Raw genomic sequence first — 18,805 nt, forward strand, 5'->3', positions numbered from 1 at the left:
CCGCGCCGTGTTTGTCCCCGGTTCGTGGTGATCCGCACAAATAGCCGCCGCGGTGGCTTGCCCCCGACTCTCGGCTACTTGATTCCTGCGGCGTCCATTCCGCGGAGCTCCTTCTTGAGGTCGGCGATCTCGTCACGCAGGCGGCCGGCCAGCTCGAACTGCAGGTCGCGGGCCGCGTTCATCATCTGATCGGTGAGCTGCGACACCAGATCGGCGAGTTCGGCCCGCGGCATCGACGACACGTCCCGCTTCTCCAGCACGCCCGCGCTGCCGGCCTTGGACACCTCGCCCTGCGCGCGCCGGCCCCGGCTGGCGTTGCGCCCGGAACCGCCCACCGCAACGTCGTCGGCCTCGCGATACACCTGGTCGAGGATGTCGGCGATCTTCTTGCGCAACGGCTTCGGGTCGATTCCGTGTTCGGTGTTGTACGCGACCTGCTTCTCGCGCCGCCGTTCGGTCTCGTCGATCGCGTTGCGCATCGAGTCGGTGATCTTGTCGGCATACATGTGCACCTCGCCCGAGACGTTGCGCGCCGCGCGTCCGATCGTCTGGATCAGCGAGGTGGTGCTGCGCAGAAATCCTTCCTTGTCGGCATCGAGGATCGCGACCAGCGATACCTCGGGCAGGTCGAGTCCCTCGCGGAGCAGGTTGATGCCGACCAGCACGTCGTAATCGCCGGATCGCAGCTGCCTCAGCAACTCCACGCGTCGCAGGGTGTCGACCTCGGAATGCAGGTATCGCACCCGGATGCCGAGTTCCAGCAGGTAGTCGGTGAGATCCTCGGCCATTTTCTTTGTCAGCGTCGTGACCAGGACCCGCTCGTCGCGCTCGGTCCGCTCCCGGATCTCGTGCACGAGATCATCGATCTGCCCCTTGGTCGGTTTGACCACGACCTCCGGGTCGACGAGTCCGGTCGGCCGGATCACCTGCTCGACGAACTCACCGTTCGCCTGTCCCAATTCGTAGGGACCGGGGGTTGCCGAGAGGTAGACGGTCTGCCCGATCCGGTCGACGAACTCGTCCCAGGTCAGCGGACGATTGTCCACCGCCGACGGCAATCGGAATCCGTACTCCACCAGGTTGCGTTTGCGGGACATGTCGCCCTCGTACATGCCGCCGATCTGCGGAACGGTGACGTGGGACTCGTCGATGACGAGCAGGAAGTCGTCAGGGAAATAGTCGATGAGGGTCGCCGGGGCACTGCCCGCCGCGCGGCCGTCGATGTGGCGCGAATAGTTCTCGATACCCGAACAGAATCCGACCTGCCGCATCATCTCCAGGTCGTAAGTGGTGCGCATCCGGAGTCGTTGGGCCTCCAGCAGCTTGCCCTTGCCCTCCAGGTCGGCCAGCCGTTGCTCGAGTTCCTCCTCGATACCCTTCATCGCGCGTTCCATCCGCTCCGGACCGGCCACGTAGTGTGTCGCCGGGAAGATTCGGAGCGAATCGACTTGTCGAACAACATCTCCGGTCAGCGGGTGAAGGTAGTACAGCGCCTCCACCTCGTCGCCGAAGAACTCGATGCGCACCGCGAGCTCCTCGTAGGACGGGATGATCTCGACCGTATCGCCCCGAACCCGGAAGCCACCGCGAGTGAACGACTGGTCGTTGCGGGTGTACTGCACGTCTACGAGGAGGCGCAGCAGTGCGTCACGGTCGATCTCCTGCCCGACCTCGACCTCCACGGAGCGGTCCAAGTAGGACTGCGGGGTGCCGAGGCCGTAGATGCACGACACCGACGCCACAACCACCACGTCACGCCGCGACAGCAGACTCGACGTCGCAGAGTGCCGCAGCCGCTCGACGTCGTCGTTGATCGACGAGTCCTTCTCGATGTAGGTGTCGGTCTGGGCGATGTACGCCTCGGGTTGGTAGTAGTCGTAGTACGAGACGAAGTACTCGACCGCATTGTTGGGCAGCATCTCGCGCAGCTCGTTGGCGAGCTGAGCGGCGAGCGTCTTGTTCGGCGCCATCACCAGCGTCGGTCGTTGGACGCGCTCGATGAGCCAGGCGGTGGTCGCGGACTTGCCTGTGCCGGTGGCGCCGAGCAGCACGATGTCCTTCTCACCCGCGGCGATCCGCTTCTCGAGATCATCGATCGCCTCTGGCTGGTCGCCGGCTGGTTCGTACTCGCTGACCACCTCGAAGTCTCCACCGGCGCGCACGACCTCGCCGACCGGGCGGAACTCGGAGTGGGCAAGAACAGGGTGTTCAGCAGCAAAAGCCATAGTGCCAGGGTAAACGCGGCCTATGACAGGAATGTTCCGGCGCAGGTGCGCCGAGGCGCCATTAGGCTGACGACATGGCCGAGTCCCCGCACCCGCCCAAGCGTGAGGTGTTCGACGTGCCCGCGATGACCAACACCGACAACAAGGGATTCGTCCGGCCTGTGCTGGACTATCGGATCACCGGCTTCGGGCTGTACATGTCGCGGACCGCCGACCATCCCCGGTTCGAGCATCTCGAGACCTGGTTACTCCCCACACTTGGCCTGCGCGCCAACATTTTCCACTTCCGGGACGGGTACCGCGACGGCCAGCGCCTGTACCTGGACGTCGGGCAGTTCTCGGGGCCCGACGCGGACGGGCGCTGGCACGCCGTCGACTGGTACCTCGACCTCGTCGACGTTCCGGGAACTCCACTGCAGTTGCTCGACGTCGACGAGCTGTTCGAAGCACACGCCGCCGGCCTGCTCGAACTCGCCGACTGCGACCACGCCGTCGCCATCGCGGCCCGAACCCTGGTGGGCGCCGCCGAGAACGCACATGACGTGCAACTGTGGCTCGACGAGTCCGTCTGCGACCGTCTGACGTGGCTGGACCGGCCATGACTGAAACCGCACTGAGCCGTGTCGGCCAGACCTCGGTCCTGAACGTACCGTCCGAGACCGCGTGGGAACGCGTCGCGAGCATGGACGGGATCAACGCCGAACTGATGCCATACATGAAGATGGTGTTGCCTCGACGGCACCGCGGAAAGACCATCGCCGACATCGAGATCGGTGAACCTGTCGGCAAGGTGTGGCTACTCTACGGCGGCGTCCTCCCGCTCGACTACGACGATCTGAGGATCGTCGAGCTGACCCCGGGCGTCGGGTTCCGCGAAGAGTCGTCGATGGTGACGATGAAGACATGGACCCACACTCGCCGGTTGACGGCCCTCGATGACAGCCGCACCGAGGTCAGCGACGTGCTCGAGTTCCGGCCACGGCTACTTCTGCGTCCGCTGACACCATTTCTCGTCTGGTTCGTCGGCCACCTCTTCCGTCACCGACATCGACGCCTCGCCGCGCATTTCGCGTGAACGCCATAGTTACGTCAAGGAATCAGGACCGCGCACTGCCCTCGGCCGAAGAACGGCGGGAACTGCACCCCGATGCCGGCCTGTGCGGTCAGCGACCTCGTCGAGTTCCCCTGCGTTGCCTTGATGACGTAGACACCGGGCGCCGATGGCATCCACGACGCGGCAACCACAGGCCGGGTCGGCTTCTTGCTCACCAGCGTGACCGTCGGGCCACCGCCGAGCCGTCGGCTCGTGATGGTCACCCGCTCCGCGTTGGGCGAGTAGTCGCTGACCATCGCCGCCACCTTGTAAGTGCATCCCGCCCCGTAGCGGCTGGCGACCGAACCGTAGCCCGCATGCGTTCCGATCGCGACTCCCTCGACCGCGGCCCCGGCCTCCGGGGCAGGCGCCAGGCCCGCCACACTTGCCGCCGACATCGCCAGCCCAACCCCGACAACCGCTGCACCAACACGAAACTTGTTCACCGACATAGCTTTTCCCGACTCTCCCCGACTAATCACCAGGTCATATATGAAACATTTCGGGCTCAGGGTAGCAATCTACGACGGCTCCGGACGCAAGAATCGAGGAACCTATTGGACGGGGGAAGAAGTCACGAGCTTCGGATCAGGTCGGCGCAACCACCGCGACCGTCGCAGGCTTGCCGGGATCGCAGGATCGATGGCGACCAGGCGCCACCGGAGCAAACCCGCCATCGGCGAGCGCATCGCCCAGTTCGGCGGCCGCATCGTCGCTCCGTGCGGTCACCATCAGCTCGATCGACGGTTCGCTCGCGGTGACCTCGACCGCGGTCGCGTTCGCGCCGACGATCGCCCAGAGTCGGTTGGTGAGACGGCCGGGCAACGCACCCGGGTCCGGGTCGGCCGCCACGAGAGCCTCGATCGGCTCCGCAGGCCGACGCGCACGCACATTCGCCTCGAACGGCAGCAGCCGTTCGTCCCACAGCGCCGCAGCAGCTGCGGCCAGGTCCTCGGGCGTACCGGAATTGTCCAGCCAGGCGTCGGCCACCGCGCGCCGCTGCTCATCGGTGGCCTGAGCAGCGATCCGAGCCCGGGCATCGGCCTCATCCACACCGCGCATGGTGGTCAGACGATGCAGACGAAGCTGTTCATCGGCGTGCACGATGACGACGAGATGGAAGAACGGTGCCGTGTGGTTCTCCACGAGCAGCGGAATATCCTGCACCACAATCGCATCCGGCGGCGCCGCGTCGAGCAGCGCCTGAGTCCGTGCGCCGATCAACGGATGGGTGATGCCGTTGAGTTTGGCACGCTGCTCGTCGTCGACGAAGGCTTTGGCGGCCAGCGCCGGCCGATCGAGGCTGCCGTCGGCGGTGAGGATGTCGTCGCCGAAGGCCGTCACGAGCGAGGCGAGCCCCTCCGATCCGGGTGCCACCACCTCACGGGCGATCTTGTCGGCGTCGATGATGTACGCGCCCCGGTCGACGAAGGTCTTGGCCACTGTCGATTTGCCGGCTCCGATGCCGCCGGTCAGCCCCAGCCTGATCACCCCATCAGTTTCGCAAACCGACACAGACGACAACGAGGCCCCCTCCCGAATCGGGAGGGGGCCTCGTCAGTCAGTGACTACGGAGCGATCAGGCGTTGCCCGACAGCTTCTCGCGCAGTGCTGCGAGCTGCTCGTCGCTGGCCAGCGAACCGCCGGTCGACGCGGGAGCGCTGCTCGCGGTGCGGCTCTCGGATGCCGACGAGTAGTCCGACGGTGCGTTGGCAGCCTCCGCTGCGGCCGCGGCGAACTTCTCCATCTGAGCGGTGTGCATCTTGTGGCGACGCTCGGCCTCGGCGTACCGGGCCTCCCATGCCTCACGCTGCTTCTCGAAGCCTTCGAGCCATTCGTTGGTGTCGGCGTCGAAGCCCTCGGGGAAGATGTAGTTGCCCTGCTCGTCGTAGCTGTCGGCCATGCCGTACTTCGACGGGTCGAACTCCTCGGTGTAATCCTCGTTGGCCTGCTTGAGGCTCAGCGAGATCCGACGACGCTCCAGGTCGATGTCGATGACCTTGACCATCGCGTCGTCACCGACGGCGACAACCTGATCCGGCACCTCGACGTGACGCTCGGCCAGCTCGGAGATGTGCACCAGGCCCTCGATGCCCTCGTCGACGCGGACGAACGCACCGAACGGCACCAGCTTGGTGACCTTGCCCGGCACGATCTGACCGATCGCGTGGGTGCGGGCGAACTGACGCCACGGATCTTCCTGAGTTGCCTTGAGCGACAGCGAAACACGCTCGCGGTCCAGATCGACGTCGAGAACCTCGACGGTGACCTCGTCACCAACGGTGACAACCTCGGACGGATGATCGATGTGCTTCCAGGACAGCTCGGAGACGTGCACCAGACCATCGACGCCGCCGAGGTCGACGAACGCGCCGAAGTTGACGATCGAGGACACGACGCCCTTGCGGACCTGGCCCTTCTGCAGCTGGTGCAGGAATTCGCTGCGGACCTCGGACTGGGTCTGCTCCAGCCAGGCACGACGCGACAGCACCACGTTGTTGCGGTTCTTGTCGAGCTCGATGATCTTGGCCTCGATCTCCTTGCCGATGTACGGCTGCAGATCGCGAACGCGACGCATCTCCACCAGCGACGCCGGGAGGAAGCCACGCAGGCCGATGTCGAGGATCAGGCCGCCCTTGACGACCTCGATGACGGTGCCCTTGACGGCCTCGTCCTTCTCCTTGAGCTCCTCGATGGTGCCCCACGCACGCTCGTACTGAGCGCGCTTCTTGGACAGGATCAGGCGGCCTTCCTTGTCCTCCTTGGTGAGGACCAGGGCCTCGACCTCGTCACCGACGTTGACGACCTCATTGGGGTCGACGTCGTGCTTGATCGAGAGTTCACGGGAAGGGATGACGCCTTCGGTCTTGTAACCGATGTCGAGCAGAACCTCGTCCCGATCGACCTTGACGATGGTGCCTTCCACGATGTCGCCATCGTTGAAGTACTTGATCGTGGAGTCGATGGCGGCGAGAAAGTCCTCGGCCGAGCCGATATCGTTGACGGCTACTTGCGGCGAGGTGATCGTGGGGGACGACATATGTTGAGTTGCTCCGGACAGGTGTGTAGTAGGTACAGTTCCGCTTGTCGGGCCCGCTGACACTGAGTCGACTGACACTGGATCGGCGTTGGGCACAACGAGGGCACGCGACCATGCGCGCGTGCTCGTGCAAGACTACGCGAGACGGGTTGTCCTGGGCAAATACGACCTCAAGGGCAGGTTCCGGTCGAGCCGTTCGGGGCGGGTGTCTGGCTCACGGTGGGACGTCGTGGCCGTGCACGCCAGTAGAAGGATCGGGGATATCGCGATGAACAATCCATACAACGGCGACCCATACGGCCGTGATCCACACGGCGGTGCTCAAAACGGCAGGGGCGGCGAGAGAGCCCCAGACCCGTACGGCACGCCGACCGGCCACAATCCGACGCCCCCATACGATCCCAACCAGTACGGGGCGACCCAGTACAACCCCGTCCAGAACGGCCCGGGCCAGTTCGGCGGGCCACCACCGAGCGGGACTCCCCCATACCCATCGTCACCGTACGGACCACCACCGTCGGGACCACCGCCCGTCGGCCCTCCGTTCGGCGGGCCGCCCTTCGGGGGTCCCCCGTTCGGCCCGCCACCTAACGGCGGTGGCGGGAACTCGGGCACCACCGTGCTCGCGATCGTCGGCGTCCTCGTCTTGATCGTCGGCGTCGTGGTCGCCGTCGCGGTGATCGCCATCGCAAAATCGGGCGACGACAAGGATTCCGAGAACAGTGCCCACGCGAGCACCTCGACCGAGACCACATCCACCGAATCCACCGTGAGCCCGTCGTACACGCCGTATACGACGACCACCACGACAACCCCCGAGACCATCTACTACGGGGCGATCGCGTTCTCCGGGTCGGGCGCGTACAAGGTCGCCACCAACTATCCGACCAGCACCGCCGCGAAGACGGCGGCCGTCAACGCCTGCAACCAGGCCATCTGGAGCAAGGGCTGGCCGTCGGACAGCTATTGCGGATGGGTACCGATGCAGACCGGGTGGTGCGCCTCGGTGGCCACGGCTCCGGCCGCCAGCGGCTGGGGGCCCACGGGTTGGGCGAACGGTCGAGTGCGCTCTTCGGTGATCACCGCGGCACGGGACAAGTGCACGTCGATCGGGCAGGGCACGTGCAGCGAGCTCATCACCACCTGTATGTGACATTCGCAACCTGGTATCGGGCTCACAGACCGGCTGGTTGACTTGACGCGATGATGCATTCCATCGAGCTCCTGCTCGACGAGCGCAGCGACGCGACCGTACGGACGCACTGGTCACAGCTCACCGATGCCGGCCTCCCGAACGCGGGCCGGCATCTCACTCCGACCAATCGCCCGCACGTCACCGTGGTGGTGAGTTCGCGAATTCAGGCCGAGGCAGATGCGGCGTGCGCCCACCTGTCCACGCGATTCCCGATCCCGATGACCATCGGTGCGCCAATCCTGTTCGGCCGGCCCGAGCGGGTGACCCTCGCGCGGCTCGTGGTTCCGACCGCCGAACTGCTCGACCTGCACGCAGAGGTTGTCGACTTGTCCGCCGACCACATCGCCGATGCCCCGCCGCCGCTCCACACCGCACCGGGAAGCTGGACTCCACACGTCACGATCGCTCGGCGTCTCGACCTCGAGCAACTCACCCGCGCACTCGACGTGGCCGACCTCCAAACTCCGATCGATGGCCGGTTCGTGGCTCTCCGACGATGGGACAGCGACGCGCGCACCGAAACTCGGATTGCTGGGGTTCGCTGACTCCAAGTCCGGTGATCATGACGCTGACCTGCACCAACGCGTCACGTCCCTCTGCTCCCCGTTACGAAGGTTTGGCGGCCAGCGCTCTGACCTGGGAAAACACGATGGTTTGGCGCCCGCAAAAATGAGGGTTAGCGACGCTGTGAACCGGCCGCGGTTCCTGCCGTGGAAGCGATCCTTACACTCCGGGTACTTGTTAAGAACTTGGGTTTTGCACCACACAGATTCAACGATTCGGCACAGGGTGTGGCCTGAGGCCACCCACGGCACATAGACAACCAGGTCGGGCACGGCCTGGGCTTCCTCCTGGCCACATTCCACCTCGAGCTGCGAGGACTCGAGTTGAGTTGGAGAGCGCGAGTGCTGCAGCACTCGCGTTCTCCAACTCGGCACTCAGGCGGTGAGAGTGATCTGAGAGGTCGCCGGGCAAGACTTCCGGCATGACACTCACACAGATTCACACCGACCATGCACCGTCCGCCGACGAGTTCGCCGAGCGGCTGTTCACCTCGACTCTGGCCACGGCCGAGACGATGAGCATCTACCTCGGCGAACGTCTCGGCTGGTATGCCGACCTCGCCGATCACGGACCCTCGACTGCCGACGACGTCGCCGCACGCACCGGAACCCATCGCCGATACGTCCGCGAATGGCTGGAGATGCAAGCCGCCTTCGGGATACTGGACGCCGACACCACCTCGACAACCCCGAAGTTCGCCATCGCACCAGGGGTCGCCGAGGTGCTGCTCGACGAACACAGTCTTGCCTACCTCGGCGCCCTCCCACGGATGTTCGCGGCCGCCTTCACGCACCTTCCCGAACTGATGTCGGCCTACCGACGCGGCGGCGGCGTCAGCTGGGAAGCCCTGGGCGCCGATGCCCGCGAATGTCAAGCGGCCCTGAACCGGCCGTGGTTTGCTCAACGCCTCGGACCCGCGATCGCCGGCGTCGACCACATCCACCGGACCCTGTCGAGGCCGGGAGCGCGCATTCTCGACGTGGGATTCGGCGGCGGATGGTCGACCATCGCTCTGGCACAGGCCTACCCCGAGGCACTCTTCACCGGACTCGACGTCGATGCGGAGTCGGTGGCGATGGCTCGGCGCAACGCAGCAGACCATGGGGTGGCCGATCGTGTCGACTTCCGTCTCGCCGACGGCAACACCGCCGGCGAAGCAGGCACTTTCGACATTGCCTTCGCCTTCGAGTGCATTCACGACATGCCACGCCCGGTAGAGGTTCTCCGATCGGTGCGTGCCGCGCTCGTGCCGGGCGGTTCGATGGTGGTCATGGACGAGGCGGTGTCCGGGGAGTTCGCCGGGTCCGCCGACGAGGTCGACCGGCTCATGTACGGATTCTCGATCTTCGTCTGTCTGCCCGACGGAATGTGTTCGGAACCGTCGTCCGCCACCGGTACGGTGATGCGACCGAGCGTCTTGGACGGCTACGCGAAGGACGCCGGATTCGCCGGCGCCGCGACGCTACCCATCGACGACTTCAGCTTCTTCCGTTTCTACGAGCTCACCACCCGGACCTGACCGCGACAGTATGTCCAGGGCGGCGGCACTCGACGCGACCACCGCAGCCGGGTGCAGGGCGGCACCCAGTTCCATCAGGACCGCCACAGTGTCGTCGCCGAGAGTCTCGGTCAGTTCATGCTCAATCCCGGCCAGGCGCTCCTCGTCCTCGCCGTACACCCCGGCACCGCTGAGTTCACCGGAGTGCCGGATGGCTCCGAGCAACCGCGCCGCAGCCGCCTTATCGCCCTGGTGTGCAAGCAGTTCGACGACGGTTCGCATTGCCACCCACTGGTGAGTCCAGTTGCCCGATCTGCGCCAGTGCTCGACCACGTCGCGGAACATGCCGGCCGCGATCGACGGGTCACCGGCCCGCAACTCCACCGACGCCCGCGACACCATGGCCACCCCTTGCAGATAGCGGTCGCAGGTTCGGGCCGAACCCTCGATCGCGTTGTCGAACAACCCAATCGACCGATGCGGGTCGCACTCGCGCAACACCTCGCCGGCGATGTAGTTGCACCACGACGCAACGACGTCGTCGCCCGCGTCCGCCGCAGCGCCGGCGACCGCAATCACGTGCGCCGAACCCGCCTCTGGTTCGTCGGCGTCATCGCGATACGAGTCGACCAGAACCGAACAGGCACGAGCCATGTACGTTACCGACGGCATACCCGCATCGGCGGCGGCGACGCGATAGCGGTGAGTGTGCTCCTGCGCGAGATCGAGATCCCCTTGGAACATGGCCACATCGAGCAGGATCATGTGCAGATACACGAGGACCGGTCCGTGCGGATCGCAGTCGAGCCCGTCCCGCGCCCGTTGCCCCGCAGCGAACAGGTCGCCGTCGAAACGGGCACCGCTTGCCGCAACCGCGAGGACGACCGCTCGTTCACGACGATGCTCATCTCCGCTCTTGCGCAGCAAGTCTCGCGCCCATCCGGTCACCTCGGTACTCATCGACAGTTCGAGATAGGGCAGCAACCCGAGGAGGATGCGGATCGCGAGCCGTCGGTCGTGGGTGACCGCCCAATCCATGGCACGGCGAACGTCGTCCAGCATGGCCGCGGCCATCTGTGCCGCCGCGGCGTGACCCGGTCCCCACAGATCGCGTTCTCGCCCGGCAAGCCGATCGGCGACGTAGCCCGCATGCGCACGGCGGAGGGTCTCGTCACGACCCTGGGTGCACTGTTGCACGCCGAAGCTGCGCAGCGTCTCGAGCAGGCGATATCTGCCGCCGCGCACGGCCACCATCGACACCTCCACGAGTTCGGACATCCGCAGTTCGACGTCGTCGCGGGTAGCGGGTCCCTCGACCTCGGCAACGACAAACTCAACCGCGGCAAGATCGAAGTCGCCGGCAAACACCCACAGCATGTCGAAGAGTTCCCGTTCGCGTTCGCCCAGCAACGAATACGACCAGTCGACGAGGGCGTGCAGGCTTCGATGCCGCGGGTGCGTTGCACGAACCCCGCCGCGGAGCACCCGGAATCGCCACTCGAGCCGCCCCGCCAGTACTTCCGGCCCGAGAGCCCGCATCTTCGTGGCAGCCAGTTCGAGACTCAGTGGGATACCGTCGAGCCGTCGGCAGATCTCCGCAACAGCAGCCTCATTCGCCTCGGTCAGGCAGAAGTCCGGATCGCGGGACGAGGCACGCGCACAAAGGAGTTGGACCGCGGGCGACGACCCGACATCACCGATTTCGCCGGGCGCGGCGAGCGGCTCGAGCGGCAAGATTCGTTCTCCGTCCACCCCGAGCGGCATGCGCGAGGTCGCCAGCACCGTGATACCCGGACACCGCGACCGCAACGTCGACGCGACCACCGCCGCCGCATCGATGACGTGTTCGCAGTTATCCAGCACCACAACGCCTTCCGCGGTTGAGAGTGCGTCGGCCAGCCCATCGACCGGATTCAGGTCCCCGCGCAGCCGCACGCCCGTGGCCGCTGCCACCAATGGCGCCACGGCAGGGCCGTCGGTCACCGACGCCAGTTCTGACCACCACCATGACGTCGGACCGAAGTGCGTCGCGAGTTCCCGGGCCAACGCCGTCTTGCCCACCCCACCCACCCCGACGACGGTGACGACCCGATCGGCCGCCAACGCGTCCGTCACCGCGGCGAGATCGTGCCGGCGGCCGAAGAGTTCGGCGTGCTCACGTCGGGGGGCGGCCGCGGTGGCTTCGGGACCGGCCAGGATCGTTGCGTGCAACCGCCCAAGCGCGGCATCGGGTTCGGTGCCAAGGTCTTCTGCCAGCCTGTCCCGCAGGCTGCGGTAGACGGCGAGCGCGTCGGTCGGCCGATGCGCGCTCGAGAGCGCCTGCATCAGACGCAGGTGCAGACTCTCACGGTAGGGATGCTCCACCGTCGTCGACGAAAGTCGCTGTACTGCATCGGGTGCGCGACCCAGCGACAAGAGCGCGTCCGCACCGATCTCCACGCCACGAAGACGCAGTTCGACCAGATCACCGACCGCCTCGCGCACCCAGTGGGCGTCGGTGAACTCACCGAATGGGTCTCCGCGCCACAGAGCTTCGGCGTCGTCGACCAGGTCGAGGGCCGCCTGCGGATCCGGTCCGAGGAGCGTGGCCGCCGACCGGATCGCGTCCGCGTAGACCGCGACGTCGAGGTCGGTCGGCTTGGCGGTCAATCCGTATCCCGGAGCCATCGTGCGGACCGTCACCGATTCCAGCCCCGCGCGCCGCAATTCGGAGCGCAGACGAAATGCCAGGTTGTGCAGCGAGGCTTCGGGTCGGGTCGGTTGCTCGTCGCCCCAGAGGATGTCGGCCAGCTGGTCGACGCTCACGATCTCACCGGCGTGGACCGCGAGCGCAGCGAGCAGGCAGCGCAGACGTGGACTGCCGAATTGCGCGGTGGTTCGCACCGACGTAACTGTCGGTGCAACGTCGATCGGACCCAGCAGAAGCACGCTGACCACGCGAAATTCTATCATCGGAGGCGTGCACGACGACATGCCGCAGGTTCCGCGTCCGCCCCAGCTACTTCCCGATGCCACCTCGGAGGTCACCGAACGAGCAAACCGGTCGTGGTGGGACTCCGACGCCGAGAACTACCACCGCGAACACGGAGAATTCCTCGGCGTCGGTCGCGACGGCGGCGATTTTGTCTGGTGTCCCGAGCGGGTTCGGGAAGCCGACGTCCACCTTCTCGGTGAGGTAGCCGGTCGCGACATCCTGGAGGTCGGCTGCGGCTCGGCTCCGTGTGCCCGCTGGCTCGCCGCACAGGGCGCCCGCGTGGTGGGCATGGATCTGTCGCGGCGCATGCTCGGCATCGGTGTCGCCGCCATGGCCCGCGACGAGCAGCGGGTGCCACTTGTGCAAGCGACCGCCGAGGCACTCCCGTTCGCCGACGATTCCTTCGACGCCGCATGCTCGGCCTTCGGCGCTGTGCCGTTCGTGGCCGATTCGGCCGGCGTCATGGCCGAGGTGGCCCGAGTGCTCCGCCCCGGCGGGCGATGGGTGTTCGCCGTGAATCATCCGATGCGCTGGATGTTTCCCGACGACCCGGGTCCCGACGGACTGACCGTGACCATCCCGTACTTCAACCGCACTCCCTACACCGAGATCGACGACGCCGGGCAGGTGACCTACGCCGAACACCACCGCACCATCGGCGATCGGGTCCGCGAGATCCGCTCCGCCGGACTGATTCTGGACGACATCATCGAACCGGAATGGCCCGACGACTTCGATCGCGTGTGGGGCCAGTGGAGTCCGTTGCGCGGCAGCTACTTTCCGGGGACGGCGATCTTCTCCTGCACGAAGCCGGTCCGCTGAGGACCATCAGAGCAGCTTCGACAGGAAGAGCTTGGTCCGTTCGTGCTGCGGGTTGGCCAGAACCTCGCGCGGATCGCCTCTTTCGACGACCACCCCGCCGTCCATGAAGACCAGTTGATCGGCCACCTCACGGGCGAAGCCCATCTCGTGGGTGACCACCACCATCGTCATTCCCGACGCCGCGAGCTCACGCATCACGCCGAGGACCTCGCCGACCAGTTCGGGATCGAGCGCCGATGTCGGTTCGTCGAACAACATCAGTTTCGGGTCCATGGCGAGCGCCCGCGCGATGGCCACGCGTTGCTGTTGGCCGCCGGACAGTTGCGCCGGATAAGTGTCGGCCTTGTCCGCGAGCCCCACCCGATCGAGGAGTTCCCGGGCCCGGGCGAGCGCCTCGGTCTTCGACTGCTTCTTCACCTGCGTGGGCGCCTCGATCACGTTCTCCAGCGCAGTGCGGTGCGGGAACAGATTGAAGTGCTGGAACACCATCCCGATATCCCGGCGCTGCTTGGCCGCATCCTTCGGGCTCATCTCGTAGAGCTTGTCGCCGCGCTCCCGGTAGCCGATGAGGTCACCGTCCACGTATAGCCGACCGGCGTTGACCACCTCGAGGTGATTGACGCAGCGCAAGAAGGTGGACTTGCCCGACCCGGAGGGACCGATCAGGCAGAGCACCTCACCCCGGCCGACCTCCAGCGTGATGCCCTTGAGGACCTGCAAGGTCCCGAAGCTCTTGCACACGCGGTCGGCCAGCACCATGGGCTGCGGCTTCGTGTCACCGGCGCTCATCGCTCTCCTCATCCACGACGACCTCGTTCCGCACTGCGGCCATCGCCTTCAACTGCCGGGCGGTGAGCTGCCGCGAGGCACCTCGGGCGTAGTAACGCTCGAGGTAGAACTGGCCGACCATCAACACGCTGGTGATCGCGAGGTACCAGGTCGACGCGACGAGCAACAGCGGGATCGGCTGGAAATTGACACCCGAGATGTCATGGGCCACACCGTAGAGCTCGAGACTGAACGGCACCGCCGTCACGAGGCTCGTGGTCTTCAGCATGCTGATGACCTCGTTGCCGGTCGGCGGGATGATGACGCGCATCGCCTGCGGCAGCACTGTGCGACGCATCGTCTGCGTCCACGACATCCCCAGTGCCACCGATGCCTCGGTCTGACCCTCACCGACCGAGGAGATGCCGGCGCGGACGATTTCGGCCATGTACGCCGATTCGTTGAGCGCCAGGCCGATCATCGCGAAGGTGAATGCCGCATTGAGCGACTGGATGTCGAAGTGAACGAATTGATAGGTGAACGGGATTCCGAGATCGATCTGCTTGTACAGCGACGGGAACAGTCCCCAGAAGACCAACTGCACGTACACGGGTGTGCCACGGAAGATCCAGAGGTACACCCACGACACCGACCGCAACACGACATTGGGTGACAGTCGCATGATCGCCAACAGCACACCGAGAACGATGGCGATCACCATCGACAGCACCGTCAGCGCGATGGTGTACCCGACACCCTCGAGGATGCGGGTGTCGAAGAGATACTTCGCGTAGGTACTCCACCCGTAAGCGTCGTTGGTGGCTGCGCCCCAGATGAACAGGAAGACCAGGATCGCGACGATCGCTGCCGCTACCCATTGACCAGGATGTCGCAGTGGTACGGCCTTGATCGGTGTGGGTTCTGACTCCGCGTCAGAACCCACACCGGTCGGGCCGGTGGTCGGTGAACTCACCCGATCAGCTGGTCGCGCCGTTGATGACCGCGGTGGGGATGGCACCTGCCTGGACGCCCCAGTTCTCGGTGATCGCCTTGTACTGGCCGTTGTCGATCAGGAACTGCACTGCCTTCTGGATGGCCTGCGCAAGTTGCGAGCCCTTGGCGATCGGGTATCCGTACGGCGCCGAGTCGAACACTTCGCCGGCCGCCTCGATCTTGCCGCCGGCCTGCTTGATCGCGTAGGCGGTGACCGGCGAATCCGCCGACATCGCGTCCACCCGACCGAGCACGAGCGCGTTGGTCGCCTCGGACTGATCGGTGAACTTCACCTTCTCGATGGCCGGCTTACCGGCATCGGTGCACGCCTTGCTCTTCGCGGGGATCTCGTCGGTGTCCTGCACGGTCGTGGCCTGCACGGCAACCTTCTTGCCGCAGGCGTTGTTCGGATCGATGTTCCCACCGGCCTGCTGCGCCCACTGCGTGCCCGCATTGAAGTAGGTGACGAAGTCGACCTGCTGCTGCCGCTCCAGGTTGTCGGTGAACGACGACATGCCGATGTTGAACGTCCCTGCCTGGATCGCGGGAATGATCTTGTCGAAGTCGGCTTCCTTGTAGACCGGTGTCACGCCGAGCACCTTGCCGATGGCGTTCATGAGATCGACGTCGAAGCCGATGATCTCGCCGCTGCTGTTCTTGAACTCGTTGGGTGCGTAGGGAACGTTCACGCCGACGATCAATTGCCCGGACTGCGCGATCTCCGGCGGCAACAGTGCTGCGATATCGGCCTGCTTCTCGACATCCACGGAAATCGGTTGGATTGCGGAACTGCCACCATTGCCCTCTGTGGACTCGTCATTGGAGCAGCCCGCCACCACAAGGGCGATCACGGCCAAGAGCAGCGTGAGAATTGCCGGCAGCCTCATCGCTGCCGGACGGATCGATCGCAGGTCGCGCATCACAAAACCCCTTCGTGCCCCGATACTCAGAGCAGGTAACCAACCGAAACTGTCGTGTCCCCCGGCGTCTGAACTTACTGCCTGCGGTCGCACTTCACCGGTCGGTTACGAAAGATTAACCGGCGGAGCCGATCCCGACAGCCAGATGAGCGATCGCTCGCTCGCCGTCGCGGGCTCGTTCGATCAAGCGACCTGGAAGACCCATGCCCGCGGGAACGTGAGGTTTCCGTTGGTGCCCCATTGGTATTCCCGCGCCATCCCCATGCCCGCGTAGCGCTGCAGATGGGCGACCATCGCCTCCCGCGTGTTCACACCCGAGGAGATGCCCGCCAGCATGATGGTCGTCAGATCGTAGGCTTCCGACGCGAACACAAGTGGCTCGGCCTGGAACTTGTCACGGTAGGCCGCAAGGAATTGCTCCGACGACGGACCGCAGTTGCACGCCACCAGAGTTCCCTTCGCGGCCGGGCCGGCTGCCTCCACGAACAGCGGGTTGAAGATTCCGTCGGACCCGCCGACGAACGTGGCCGAGACACCCGCGTCGCGCATCTGCCGCACCAGCGGCGCGGCCTCCGGGTAGTTGCCTCCGTAGAAGACGGCGTCGGGAGCGACCGCTTTGATGCGTGCCACCTGCTGGGCGTAATCCGTGGACCCGGCCTTCAGAGTGAGGTTGCAGTCCGCCGCAAGTGCCGATCCCAGGTTCGCCGCCACCGACGGCGACAGGGAACCGGACAGGTCCGTGTCGTCGCCGACCACACAGACTTTGGAGAATCGCCGGGTTTTGGCCAGGTAGTTCGCGATGGCGAACCCGAGTTCATCGTCGGAGATGGTGCCCCGGAAGAAGGTGCGCCATCCGTCGGTGCCCAGCTTCGGCGATGTCGTCGAACCGCTCGCAAAGGCCAGGCCGGCTGCGTTGAACGCCGGGCCCATGCCAAAGGCCTCGCCCGAGGTCCACGGACCGATGACACCGATGACCGAGGGATCACCGATGATGCCGGGAGTCAGCCTCGCCGCCTGTTCCGGATCTCCCTGGGTGTCGACCTCGCGCACCGTCACCGGACAATCGGGATTAGCGTCGTTGTGAGCCTGCACGGCGAGCGCCACCCCGTTACGCGTGCCGGCTGCACGAGTGGCGCGCTTGCCACTGAGCGGTCCGGCCCACGCAATCGTCGTCGGCGCACATTTCGCGTCTCCCGATCCACGTGGATCCAGCGCTTGACTCACGTCATGCGCGGCCGGGCTACCGTCGACGGCGACCTGCGTGATCGGCATGAACACACCGGGGCCAACCGCCCGTGATGCCTTGGCCTCGACCTCGGACTCGTCATCCGATCGGAATCCGTACACACCGGCGGCGACGACCAGCGCCGCCACGATCATTGCGGCAATGCCCCCTGCCCACAAAGCCTTTCGCCGCTTCTTGCGCGGCGGCGGCGGTGGTTGTGACGGCCACGAGGGGTGTGGTCCGGGGCCCGACGGTGGCCCGATCGGTCCCAGTGGTTCGCCCGGCGTCGAGCCGGGTCCCGATGCTCCTCCGGGGCCGTACCCCATACCGGCCACCGAAGCGGCCCTACTCGCCCGCATCGACGTCGGGACGGCGGCCGGATTGCTGTCGTCCCCGCGACCGGGCGGTGGCACCACCACCTGGGTCGCCGTGACCGATGCACTTGGATTCATGACCTGTAGACCGGCGGCGAAGTCACGTGCGAAGTCCGAGCACGACGCGTAACGCGCGGCGGGATTCCTGGCCAGGGCACGCTGGACGCACGGGTCGATCGGCGCCAGTTCCGGCGAGACCTCCGACGGCGACATCGGTGGCTTGCTCAATTGTGCCGCGATCAGACCCGCCGGGTGCTCGGCAGTGAAAGGCGCTCTCCCGGTGAGCAATTCGAATGTCGTGGAGGCCAGCGAGTACTGATCGGCACGGTCGGTCGCCGACGTCCCGTCGAGCACCTCGGGTGCCGCATAGCGGAATGTGCCGATGAAGGCGGACGTCGCCGTCAGACGTGCACCCGACATGAGTCGGGCGATTCCGAAATCGAGCAAGACCACCCGCTCGAGCGAACCCGTTGCGTCGTCGCGGGTGACCATGATGTTTGCCGGTTTGACGTCGCGGTGGACGACTCCATGGCGATGCGCGTAATCCAGCGCGTCCGCGGCATGCGACACGACCACCCCGACCTCGTCACGAGTCAGTCGCTGGGTCGACGCCAAGTCGGTGCCATCGACGTAGTCCATCGTGAACCACGGCATGCCTTGCTCGACCCCGTAGTGGTAGATCGTCACGATGCCGGGATGTTTCAGGGCGGCCGCCGTCCTCGCCTCGCGAGTGAATCGTTCCTCGAACTGCGGGTCTCCGTGGTCGACGGCGATCAACTTCAGCGCCTCGAGCCGGCCAAGATGTGGGTGCTCGACCAGATAGACCTGACCCATCCCGCCCTGACCGATGGGTCGAACGACCCGATAACCTGCAAAGATACGTCCCGTTTCGAGTATCACGGGGCCTCCACTGGGCATGACGATGCGGATACTCGACACGTCACAGCCATCCGCCCTAACTGTGATGGCCATCACCTTAGGGTCGGGTCGCAGTTCACCACCCGATCAGTGGCGCGGATTCAACCATGTGGCCGACCCCCCTTGAAGTTTCTCGATTCACCTTCAACTGTTCGCCACCGAACCCGTCGCATCAACGACCACCCGCCGACGGCGT

Annotated in this window: 15 protein-coding genes; 6 read left to right on the plus strand and 9 right to left on the minus strand. The window is 65.6% G+C overall.

The features are described 5' to 3' along the window. Window positions 1-74: 74 nt before the first annotated feature. Window positions 75-2,225, minus strand: coding sequence for an excinuclease ABC subunit UvrB (uvrB, locus tag ACWDTF_RS18535; protein ID WP_240855653.1), 2,151 nt, complete (start codon window positions 2,223-2,225; stop codon window positions 75-77). 74 nt (window positions 2,226-2,299) lie between these two features. Here uvrB and ACWDTF_RS18540 point away from each other — a divergent pair, with 74 nt between their 5' ends. Both ACWDTF_RS18540 and ACWDTF_RS18545 read left to right on the plus strand, forming a co-directional pair. Continuing rightward, a complete protein-coding gene (locus tag ACWDTF_RS18540) occupies window positions 2,300-2,827 on the plus strand; it encodes a DUF402 domain-containing protein (protein ID WP_240855655.1) in 528 nt (175 codons plus the stop codon). Beyond that, window positions 2,824-3,300, plus strand: a complete 477-nt coding sequence (locus tag ACWDTF_RS18545; protein WP_240855656.1) for a hypothetical protein — start codon at window positions 2,824-2,826, stop codon at window positions 3,298-3,300. Before ACWDTF_RS18540 ends, ACWDTF_RS18545 begins: the two co-directional genes overlap by 4 nt. A 14-nt stretch (window positions 3,301-3,314) precedes the next feature. Here ACWDTF_RS18545 and ACWDTF_RS18550 read toward each other — a convergent pair whose 3' ends face one another. From ACWDTF_RS18550 to rpsA, 3 genes are all read right to left on the minus strand, one after another. After that, the gene (locus tag ACWDTF_RS18550; protein ID WP_240855658.1) at window positions 3,315-3,764 is read right to left on the minus strand and encodes a hypothetical protein; all 450 of its coding nucleotides are present in this window, start codon (window positions 3,762-3,764) and stop codon (window positions 3,315-3,317) included. Window positions 3,765-3,906: 142 nt separating this feature from the next. After that, window positions 3,907-4,809 carry a dephospho-CoA kinase gene (coaE, locus tag ACWDTF_RS18555; RefSeq protein WP_240855663.1) on the minus strand — a complete coding sequence of 301 codons (903 nt, stop codon included), beginning with the start codon at window positions 4,807-4,809 and terminating at the stop codon, window positions 3,907-3,909. Window positions 4,810-4,897: 88 nt separating this feature from the next. After that, the gene (gene rpsA / locus ACWDTF_RS18560; RefSeq protein ID WP_240855666.1) at window positions 4,898-6,358 is read right to left on the minus strand and encodes a 30S ribosomal protein S1; all 1,461 of its coding nucleotides are present in this window, start codon (window positions 6,356-6,358) and stop codon (window positions 4,898-4,900) included. Between the two features lie 268 nt (window positions 6,359-6,626). Between rpsA and ACWDTF_RS18565 the strand changes: the two genes are divergently transcribed. From ACWDTF_RS18565 to ACWDTF_RS18575, 3 genes are all read left to right on the plus strand, one after another. Continuing rightward, window positions 6,627-7,511 carry a DUF4189 domain-containing protein gene (locus ACWDTF_RS18565; protein WP_449754816.1) on the plus strand — a complete coding sequence of 295 codons (885 nt, stop codon included), beginning with the start codon at window positions 6,627-6,629 and terminating at the stop codon, window positions 7,509-7,511. 50 nt (window positions 7,512-7,561) lie between these two features. Then, window positions 7,562-8,098 carry a 2'-5' RNA ligase family protein gene (locus tag ACWDTF_RS18570; protein WP_449754817.1) on the plus strand — a complete coding sequence of 179 codons (537 nt, stop codon included), beginning with the start codon at window positions 7,562-7,564 and terminating at the stop codon, window positions 8,096-8,098. Window positions 8,099-8,538: 440 nt separating this feature from the next. Next, a complete protein-coding gene (locus ACWDTF_RS18575; RefSeq protein WP_240855670.1) occupies window positions 8,539-9,636 on the plus strand; it encodes an SAM-dependent methyltransferase in 1,098 nt (365 codons plus the stop codon). Here the strand turns inward: ACWDTF_RS18575 and ACWDTF_RS18580 are convergent. Beyond that, complete coding sequence (locus ACWDTF_RS18580; RefSeq protein WP_433254955.1) at window positions 9,580-12,498, minus strand: BTAD domain-containing putative transcriptional regulator; 2,919 nt, start codon at window positions 12,496-12,498, stop codon at window positions 9,580-9,582. The genes ACWDTF_RS18575 and ACWDTF_RS18580 overlap by 57 nt on opposite strands. Before the next feature lie 88 nt (window positions 12,499-12,586). Here ACWDTF_RS18580 and ACWDTF_RS18585 point away from each other — a divergent pair, with 88 nt between their 5' ends. Continuing rightward, window positions 12,587-13,411, plus strand: a complete 825-nt coding sequence (locus ACWDTF_RS18585) for a class I SAM-dependent methyltransferase (RefSeq protein WP_240856026.1) — start codon at window positions 12,587-12,589, stop codon at window positions 13,409-13,411. A gap of 6 nt (window positions 13,412-13,417) precedes the next feature. On the opposite strand, the gene ACWDTF_RS18590 is transcribed toward ACWDTF_RS18585, so the two are convergent. The 4 genes from ACWDTF_RS18590 to ACWDTF_RS18605 all read right to left on the minus strand — a co-directional run bounded on the left by ACWDTF_RS18590 (window position 13,418) and on the right by ACWDTF_RS18605 (window position 18,591). Next, entirely contained in the window at window positions 13,418-14,200 is a 783-nt protein-coding gene (locus ACWDTF_RS18590) for an amino acid ABC transporter ATP-binding protein (protein ID WP_355275673.1), read from the minus strand. After that, window positions 14,187-15,152: an amino acid ABC transporter permease gene (locus ACWDTF_RS18595; protein WP_240855674.1), complete on the minus strand. Its 966-nt coding sequence runs from the start codon at window positions 15,150-15,152 to the stop codon at window positions 14,187-14,189. The genes ACWDTF_RS18590 and ACWDTF_RS18595 overlap by 14 nt, the downstream gene beginning before the upstream one ends. Before the next feature lie 4 nt (window positions 15,153-15,156). Beyond that, window positions 15,157-16,092: an ABC transporter substrate-binding protein gene (locus ACWDTF_RS18600; RefSeq protein ID WP_240855676.1), complete on the minus strand. Its 936-nt coding sequence runs from the start codon at window positions 16,090-16,092 to the stop codon at window positions 15,157-15,159. Window positions 16,093-16,275: 183 nt separating this feature from the next. Next, window positions 16,276-18,591: a bifunctional serine/threonine-protein kinase/ABC transporter substrate-binding protein gene (locus tag ACWDTF_RS18605; protein ID WP_449754818.1), complete on the minus strand. Its 2,316-nt coding sequence runs from the start codon at window positions 18,589-18,591 to the stop codon at window positions 16,276-16,278. Between the last annotated feature and the right edge of the window lie 214 nt (window positions 18,592-18,805).

Source organism: Gordonia sp. NPDC003422 (assembly GCF_053588675.1).